The sequence below is a fragment of the Pantoea sp. WMus005 genome (genome assembly GCF_013415305.1).
Taxonomy (GTDB): Bacteria; Pseudomonadota; Gammaproteobacteria; order Enterobacterales; family Enterobacteriaceae; genus Pantoea; species Pantoea rara.
Genome location: NZ_JACBXU010000014.1, coordinates 1 through 805, shown reverse-complemented (window position 1 = coordinate 805; position 805 = coordinate 1). Strand labels below are relative to the sequence as shown.

1 protein-coding gene is annotated in these 805 nt (G+C 39.6%); it reads left to right on the top strand.

What is annotated here, in order from left to right:
- Positions 1-89 precede the first annotated feature (89 nt).
- Positions 90-302 carry an RNA chaperone/antiterminator CspA gene (gene cspA / locus HZZ01_RS20680; RefSeq protein ID WP_003855207.1) on the top strand — a complete coding sequence of 71 codons (213 nt, stop codon included), beginning with the start codon at positions 90-92 and terminating at the stop codon, positions 300-302.
- Positions 303-805 lie beyond the last annotated feature (503 nt).

Sequence of the window (805 nt, the reverse complement as noted above, 5' to 3'; positions counted from 1 at the left end):
GTGAGTCTCCTCCTAAAAGCCTGGTAAGTTACCTTCTGAAAGACAGGCCATCTTCGCCACGTAGTGGCTCATAAATTAAGGAAATATCGATGTCTAATAAAATGACTGGTTTAGTAAAATGGTTTGATGCTGGTAAAGGTTTCGGTTTTATTTCTCCTCAGGACGGCAGCAAAGATGTATTCGTACATTTCTCTGCAATCCAGAGCAACGATTATAAAACTCTGGACGAAGGCCAGCAGGTCGAATTCACGATTGAAAACGGCGCTAAAGGTCCTTCAGCAGCAAACGTAGTCCCTATGTAAGTCTTAATTATCAATAACGCTTACGCAAATGATAACGGCAATAGCCTGATCAGGTAAGCGTGAAATTGATAATTAATGAAAACCCGCCTTGTGCGGGTTTTTTGCGTTTCAGGTATGGTTAATCAATGGTCGGTTATTTTTCATTTTGCTTCATTCGTTACGTGTTAAATAAGCAGGTAATAAAGGGATAAATAAAAGACAGAATGAATGAAAAACGAAATCAATCAGAGCGCTCCGGACGTCCGGATGTTAAAATTAAATTAAAATAATGTTTGCTAAAATAGGTAAGGCGTGGCTTAATAGCGTCATCGGTTTGGAACACAGACCTTATCAAAGCAGTTTTAGTAAAGCAGTCCTCAGTGCAAGCGATATCTCAAGATACCCTTTCTTTGTGAGTCTCCTCCTAAAAGCCTGGTAAGTTACCTTCTGAAAGACAGGCCATCTTCGCCACGTAGTGGCTCATAAATTAAGGAAATATCGATGTCTAATAAAATGACTGGTTT

Excerpts from the sequence above, each read along its gene's own strand:
- cspA (WP_003855207.1), top strand. The coding sequence starts at position 90 with ATGTCTAATAAAATGACTGGTTTAGTAAAATGGTTTGATGCTGGTAAA.